We start from the raw sequence: 6956 nt of genomic DNA, 5'->3' as shown, positions 1-6956 counted from the left end.
ACACTCTCCAGTCCAGTATTTCATAAATTTACAGGTTTTCGGCTAGGCTCTAAGTTCCATAAAGGAGGCAGCATGAAATTTCTTCATTGCATGATTCGGGTGAGAGATGTTCCACCAACCCTGCGGTTTTATGAGCTGTTAGGGCTGAGGCTCCTTCGTCAAAAAGATTATCCCAATGGGCAATACACGCTTTATTTTTTGGCGACGGAGCCAGGCGCACCCGAAATTGAACTCACTCACAATTGGGACGATCGCGCCTATACAAGTGGCAATAACTTTGGTCATCTTGCTTATCGAGTCGAGGACATTTATGAGTTATGTGATCGCCTTAAGTCTAATGGGATCAACATTCTTCGTCCGCCACGCGATGGGCATATGGCATTTGTCAAAGACCCCAACGGTATTTCAATTGAGCTAATACAAGAAAACGGTGCTTTGCCACTGCAAGAGCCTTGGGCTTCCATGCCCAATGTTGACTCCTGGTAAACGACTTGCTGAAATCTTAACCGTTTATTTGTTCTATGTTGGAGAGTAGTGTGGAAATTAGCACAAATACAACAGATCTGCAATTGGATCAGCGAGAGCGCCTACTCTGGACTTTAATCGCAGCAACCGTTCTCATTTTTTTCCAAGCGTACATGGTTGCACCAATTATCCCCCACTTGGCGCAGGAATTTCAGGTTGACAACCAGATTATTGGATTGCTGGTTCCGGCTTATATGATTCCGTATGGAATTACTTCATTACTGTTTGGGTTGCTATCAGATCGGGTAGGTCGCAAGCCAATCATGCTAATGTCACTGTTTGCCATGGTGATATTAACGCTGTTGAGCGCAACGGCTCAGTCTGCACCCCAACTGATTGGATGGCGGCTGTTAACGGGACTCAGCGCTAGTGGTACGATTCCACAGATCCTGACGCTGATCGGAGAGCTATATCCTTACTCACAACGCGGTCGTCCTTTGGGATGGATTTTTGGTGCGATGGCAGGTGGAATGGCTTTGGGTTCCACCTGTGGTGCCATTCTCCTACCCATGATTGGCTGGAAAGGACTTTTTATTGGTGTCGGCATTTTTGCGAGTGTGCTGTTTCGTCTTCTGTGGCAGCAACGCCGCTTAATTGCCAGCACTAAATCAAAGATTCCCTTCAATTTGAAAAATTTGTTAACCGGATATAAAGAGTTGCTCACCTCGCGTCGAGGTGCAAGAACTTACAGCTATGTGTTTCTAAACGGGATTTTTCACTCTGGTGTTTTTACTTGGCTTGGGCTCTATTTGTCTCAACGATATGGATTCGATGAAGCGCAAATCGGGATCGCGCTATTAGGGTATGGAATTCCGGGTGTGCTGTTCGGTCCCATAGTCGGCAAATTGGCGGATCGCTGGGGGCGGAATCGTATACTCCCAATTGGCTTCGCGGTTGCCGCGATCGCGCCACTGGTTCTCATTGTGAACGTTCCGCCAATTATTGCCACGATTGCTGCAATCACTCTGTCACTTGGCTATGATCTCACACAGCCCCTGCTTGCTGGGATCGTTACCAGCTTAGGCGCGGAGCGGCCAGGACAGGCAATGGGATTAAATGTGTTTACCTTGTTCATTGGCTTTGGTACAGGTGGATATTTATTTGGCGAAATCCTGCGATTTGGCTTTACTCCCGCTTTGTTGATCTTTGGTAGCGTAATGCTGTTTTTGGCAATTGCATCGATCCTTCTGTTTCATGGGGAAGGAAACAAACCTAAGTCTTTACCTCTCAACAGCAAGGGTTGACATGTAAGAAAACTCCCAAGCGGTGGAACGTATAGCATGGCGCTACTGGTAGCGCCATTTTTGCTTGCTTGCTATGTTTATCCCTCTCCTAAGAAACAATTTGCGTGGAAGATGCAGCAACAAGGTCAAACCCCAGTACCTGCGCCTTTTTCCGCAGACCTTTGACAATCTGCTCCTGGTAGCCTTGCTCGTAGTAGTTGACCCTTGGGTCGTCATAGGCTCCACCCGAACTCCAGAGTCGATAGAAGAGGCGAGCTAACTTGTGAGCGGTGGCTGTAATGGCTTTCGTGCTCCCAGGTGAGTTCGCAAACGGCGATAAAACGCATCTAGGGCAGAGCGAGTTTTGCCTGCTGCCAGAGCCGCTATCCGGAAGGCGTTTGCAGCGTGATTGACAACTGGTGATGTTCTAGACATGTGGCTCAGGATTGTTCAAATCCGATTCCAACAGTTTATAGAAAGTCATCCACACGTCTAGAACACGACCATCACCCAGCAGGGTTGTTTCATTGTCACCGAGAGATATCTGGAAGCCCCAAGTCCTCGTTTGCAAGGTTCAAAAAATTCAAGAACGTCGAACGAGGGAATCAAGCAGCCAGTTTTTTATTTCTCACAATGAAACAGCCCTGCCATCACCTTGTAGGGCTTGAGCAATCTCGGTTGCACTTCGGTGACTACGTCGCGGACAACGCATTCGTACCGAACGAGTGCAGCGTTACGTGGGTCGGGTTACGGAACCCAAACGAGTCCAAAGTCGACATAGCCAATTTTGGTTTGGTCTATACGGCAGCTTGTGGATTGATAGCCTCAATTTGTGGTCTATCCTTGCCGCCAAACTCATGGCACTCAAACCCCAAAAACGCTCCTTTTCTGGGCGAGGTCTCAACGCCATTTCCCTGATCCAGTCTGCTCTTTAGCTGCCTTGTCACCCCCTGAAGCAGAATTGCTCTTACATAGCTTCTGTTATGTCAATCGAAAAAGCCAGAACTTTGTTGCGTAGAGGCTTTAGAGTTTGCTTCGTTTAAAGCGATGAGAACAGAATCTACTTATTTTGCTGGGTCATTTAGGTTGAACGAAGCAATTGCGAATTTCACAGAACTATTGCCACACCTGCTGGTTTAGGCATTTTCCCTTTTCATAACCTGATGAGCCTTTCAAGGGAATGAAATAGGAGAAATATCTCCTTTGGGTGGTTTCCCTAGCACACGTTTGATAAGTCAAGTACTATATAAGTGCTCGACAACGAAGCTAGTCTGATAAAACTTAACAGTCAAAAGTTTATCAACGTGTAGATGCAAACTCTAGTGGTGCTACCTGTGCTGACTACAAATGCTTCAGAAATGCTGGATGAGCTGCTGAAATTAGGGTTGTTGACGGATTTACAGCACACGATTCTTCGGAAAGCTTGGGAAGGAGAGACGTACCCTACGATCGCACAAGACCTCGGCTATGATGCAGGCTATGTTCGAGACGTTGGTTCAAAACTATGGCGAGTTCTCTCTAATAGTCTTAGTCTAGAGATCAACAAGACGAATTTTCGCTCTCAAATTCAGCGGTATTTTCAAACGACAGCAATGACTGAACCAGTGACGCTGCTTGCTTCACCAACGCACGATTCAGTCACTTCTTTAATTCACGTTGCAGAATCGTCGCCACTGTCTGTATCGATCGCGCTACCATTTTCGCTGCACGACGGCTTCTATGGTCGAGAGCAAGAACAAGCCAAGCTAACTGACTGGATTGAGCATCAACAGTGTCGTCTCCTTGCCATTCTAGGCATGGGCGGAATTGGCAAAACAACGCTGACGCAACATCTAGCTCAAACCCTTCAGCCGAAATTTGAGCAGGTCATTTGGCGCTCTCTGCACAACGCCCCACCAGTCCGTGACGTGATTGCGGATATTCTAGGTGCGCTTGGACATTTGAATGATGAGATTCGCTGGGAAGACCACTTGGACCACAGCTTGACACTATTGCTCTCTTACCTGCAGCAGCATCGCTGTCTTCTCATTCTTGACAATTTAGAAACGATTCTTCGCTGCCATGAGCGTACTGGGGATTATCGTGAAGGATACGAAGAATACGATCTCCTATTCGCTCATGTAGCTCAACTACCCCACCAAAGTTGTCTAATTATTACGAGTCGAGAAAAACCAAAAGCGATTTCTACGTATGAAGAACGGAGCAAGCAAGTTCGCTCAATGCCGTTGAACGGTCTCTTGACGCAAGCTGTGCAGCAGATGTTTGCAACTTATGGTTTTTCCGCCAGTGATTCTGAAGATTGGGAGCAGATTATAAATCATTATGCTGGCAATCCACTCGCACTAAAACTTATATCCAGCACGATACGCGGGCTTTTCGACGGCGACTTAGCCGAGTTTCGGAAATTGCTGGATCAGGGTATAGCAGTTTCAGATGACGTAGATGATTTACTCAATCAGCAATTTAGTCGTTTATCGCTGCCTGAGAAGGAACTCATGTACTGGCTCGCAAGTCAGCGCGAAGCACTGACTTATGCTCAGCTTCAGAATCTGCTCCTCAATCCAGTTACCCAAACCGAATTACCTCGGACGCTAGAACGGCTCAAGCGACGATCTCTATTAGAAGACAGTCAGGCTCGATTTGCGCTCCAGCCGATGATTGCAGAGTACGCAATTGGACGGCTGATTCAGAATCTTTGCGAGGAGGTAGCCACTGGTGTGTTGAACTATTTAGATCGGTTAGCACTTGTGAATACTCAAGCAACGGATTATGTCCGCAGTGCTCAAGTACGACAACTCGTTCAACCGCTGATTCATTACCTTACTGAGCAATTTGGTACACAACAGCAGCTTGAGCAACGAATTGAGCAGTTGAAAGATATGTTGCGAGAGACCCAGCAGAGTCAGCAGCATTCGGGTTATGCAGGCGGTAATCTGCTGAATTTGCTGAGTTTGATGGGTGCAGATTTAAGCAATCGCGATTTTTCTAATTTGACAATTCGGCACGCTTACCTTGCAGGCAAACAGTTACACGGACTTAACCTACAAGGTTGTACGTTTACAGACTCAGTTTTTTCGGAAACGTTTGGGAGCGTTCTCTGCATTGTTATGAGCCCGGATGGAGCTATGGTCGCTGCTGGAACGACCAGCAATGACATCTACATTTGGAAGTCGCCAAGTCCAAACTCGATTGCGGTTCTGCGTGCACATCAGGGGTGGGTACGATCGATCTCATTTAGCCCAAACGGTCAGTGGCTAGCAAGTGCGAGTCAGGATCAAACTGTGCGTCTCTGGAGCATGATGACCGGAGAATGTCGGACGATTCTACCCACTGCACTAGGTGCAGCTTGGGCTGTCACCTTCAGTTTAGACGGTCAATTCCTGGTGAGTGGTGGAGATGATAATACATTACGCCTGTGGAATGTTTCTACAGGGCTGTGTCAGCGGGTGATCGACAACGCTCATGAAACAGGAATTGCCTCACTGAGCGTAACACCGGATGGAATGCGACTCATTAGTACGGGCAAGGATCATGTCATCAAAATCTGGCGATTCTCTGATCTAGCGAGACTTAGTACATTGGTCGGACATACTGGAAGTGTTTGGTGCAACCAAGTCAGCCCAGATGGGTCTGTTTTAGCAACTGGAAGCGATGATTGTACTGTACGTCTCTGGAGTCTTGAAACAGAAGAGTGCTTGGCGGTTTTGACTGGACATACGCGTTGTGTGTGGACTGTCAGTTTTAGTCCGGATGGACAATATCTTGTCAGTGGAGGGCATGACTACAGTATGCGCCTTTGGGATCTATCAACTCAACAGTGCCAAAGGCTAATTCGTGGACATACTAGTTTTGTTTGGTCAACTGTTTTTAGCCGCGATGGAAAATTCTTGATTAGTGGCGGGCATGATCAGACACTGCGGTGGTGGCAGTTTCCAAAAGGGCGGCCCTTCAAAACGCTTCAAGGCTATAGTAATGGGATTGAAGCGATCGCAGTAAGTTCCACGACAAATCTTGTCGTAAGTGGAGGACGCGATTCTCAGCTACGATTTTGGCGTTCTGAAACAGGCGAACTGCTACAAACTCTCACACCCCATAGCGGTTGGATTCGATCACTCGCGTTTAGCCCAGACGAGCGCTGGCTAGCGAGTGCGAGTGAAGATTTATCGATCCAAGTGTGTTGCACCCAAACTGGGCAGAAAATTCAGACGTTTGTGGGTCATGGGTGCTGGATTTGGTCAGTCGTTTTTAGTCCAGATAGGATGGTTTTAGCCAGTGCGAGTGAAGATAAAACGGTTCGACTCTGGAGCCTTCAGTCAGGGCAATGCTTGGGGATTCTTCAAGGACATACACACAGTGTGCGGTCGATCTCTTTTAGCCCCGATCAGTGCTTTTTAGCAAGTGGTGGTCTTGATGCAACTGTTCGTATTTGGCATCTTGAAACGCAACAGCTTGTTCAGACACTTCAAACAGGTCGTGTTCACGCAATTGCTTTCAGTGGCGATGGACAATACTTTGCTTATGGTGATGAGGCTGGACTCGTTTATCTTTGTAATGCAGCGACGAGAGAAACTATTGCACTTCTGCGAGGACATATCAATCGTATTAGCTCACTCTGTTTTAGTGCCGATAGTGAGTTCTTACTCAGTGGTAGCGATGACCGTACTGCAAAACTGTGGCAGGTGAGTGATCAAGTTTGTCTTCAAACTCTAAGAGGACATCAGGACGCAGTAACAGCAGTTGCTTTTGGCGCTGATGCTACAACCGCAATCACGGGGAGCCTTGATGCGGCGATTCAAGTTTGGTCAATCGAAAACGGCGTCACGTTACGGACGATGCGAGTGGTTAGACCTTATGAGAGGATGAATATTACTGATGTTTCAGGTTTAACCGAAACTCGAAAAGCAAAGCTGAAAACGCTTGGTGCAAGGATCGTTGGGTCCTTATTGCCGATTGCTAGCGCGACTGAGGATTAGCGCGGGTGAGTGGTTTAAGTATTAACGTGCTGTCGATTAACAGTTGTCGAGTATCAGATTACTCTTCGTTTTCTCCTCATAGGATGTGCAACGAGGTTAGAGAGGCGTGCCTCAAAGTACTGTTGTGAGGAAGATTGATGGCGAGAGATGGAAAAAATCAAATCTGACGTGACGCATTGGAGTTCAGGGGGTGACAGTGAGCTTGGAAATCATAGCAGATGCCGGATAGCAGCCA

The 6956-nt window shown here is 47.4% G+C and carries 5 protein-coding genes; 4 read left to right on the top strand and 1 reads right to left on the bottom strand.

From position 1 onward, the window contains the following. Together AC5I6P_RS25890 and AC5I6P_RS25885 are read left to right on the top strand one after the other, a co-directional pair. Positions 1-486 (top strand): VOC family protein (locus AC5I6P_RS25890; RefSeq protein ID WP_495696656.1); only part of this gene is annotated, 486 nt, incomplete at its 5' end. Between the two features lie 50 nt (positions 487-536). Beyond that, positions 537-1769 carry an MFS transporter gene (locus AC5I6P_RS25885; protein ID WP_495696655.1) on the top strand — a complete coding sequence of 411 codons (1233 nt, stop codon included), beginning with the start codon at positions 537-539 and terminating at the stop codon, positions 1767-1769. A 255-nt stretch (positions 1770-2024) separates the two neighbouring features. Here AC5I6P_RS25885 and AC5I6P_RS25880 read toward each other — a convergent pair whose 3' ends face one another. After that, complete coding sequence (locus AC5I6P_RS25880; RefSeq protein ID WP_495696654.1) at positions 2025-2183, bottom strand: hypothetical protein; 159 nt, start codon at positions 2181-2183, stop codon at positions 2025-2027. 290 nt (positions 2184-2473) lie between these two features. On the opposite strand from AC5I6P_RS25880, the gene AC5I6P_RS25875 reads away from it, so the two are divergent. Further along, a complete protein-coding gene (locus AC5I6P_RS25875) occupies positions 2474-2683 on the top strand; it encodes a hypothetical protein (protein ID WP_495696653.1) in 210 nt (69 codons plus the stop codon). 375 nt (positions 2684-3058) lie between these two features. After that, a complete protein-coding gene (locus AC5I6P_RS25870; RefSeq protein WP_495696652.1) occupies positions 3059-6721 on the top strand; it encodes a WD40 domain-containing protein in 3663 nt (1220 codons plus the stop codon). Positions 6722-6956 lie beyond the last annotated feature (235 nt).

Source organism: Myxacorys sp. (assembly GCF_059501405.1).
The sequence above is the reverse complement of the archived record's forward strand: the minus strand, read 5'-3'. Positions and strand labels throughout refer to the sequence as shown.

Excerpts from the sequence above, each read along its gene's own strand:
- AC5I6P_RS25870 (WP_495696652.1), top strand. The coding sequence starts at position 3,059 with ATGCAAACTCTAGTGGTGCTACCTGTGCTGACTACAAATGCTTCAGAA.
- AC5I6P_RS25880 (WP_495696654.1), bottom strand. The coding sequence starts at position 2,183 with ATGTCTAGAACATCACCAGTTGTCAATCACGCTGCAAACGCCTTCCGG.